Source organism: Halorubrum sp. SS7 (assembly GCF_005435055.1).
Lineage (GTDB): Archaea > Halobacteriota > Halobacteria > Halobacteriales > Haloferacaceae > Halorubrum > Halorubrum salinarum.
The window spans coordinates 1-391 of the sequence record NZ_SGXV01000370.1 but is presented as its reverse complement, the minus strand read 5'-3'; the positions used below and the strand labels follow the sequence as shown (position 1 = coordinate 391).

The 391-nt window shown below is 69.3% G+C and carries 1 protein-coding gene; it reads right to left on the bottom strand.

Annotated features, from left to right (window positions below; all coding sequences use genetic code 11):
• A partial coding sequence (locus EXE44_RS18435) for a GAF domain-containing protein (protein ID WP_137718080.1) occupies positions 1–391 on the bottom strand: 391 nt, incomplete at both ends.

Here is a 391-nt window from a genome sequence, read left to right as displayed (position 1 = left end):
CTTCTCGTTGACGTAGGTGAACCGCCAGTCTGAGTCGAGCGCGAAGAACGCGTCGTCGATCCGTTCGAGCGTCCGTTCGAACCGCTCGATCGCCGCCTCGCGCTCCTCGCGGGCGATCCGTCGCTCGATACCGCGGCCCAGCCAGTCGGCGAGCAGCTCCACGAACAGCCGCTCGGACTCGTCGAACGGACGGTCGCGGCGCTCCGGGTCGAGGAAACAGAGGCTTCCGAACACCTCGTCGTCGACGACGACGCGCCCGCCGACGTAGCTGCCGAACCCGAACCGCTCGTAGGCCGGGTCGTCGCCCAGCCCCGCGGCCTCGGGGTCCGTGAACGCGACCACCTCGTCGCTCCGCACCGTCCGCTGACAGTAGGTCAGTTCGAGCGGGACC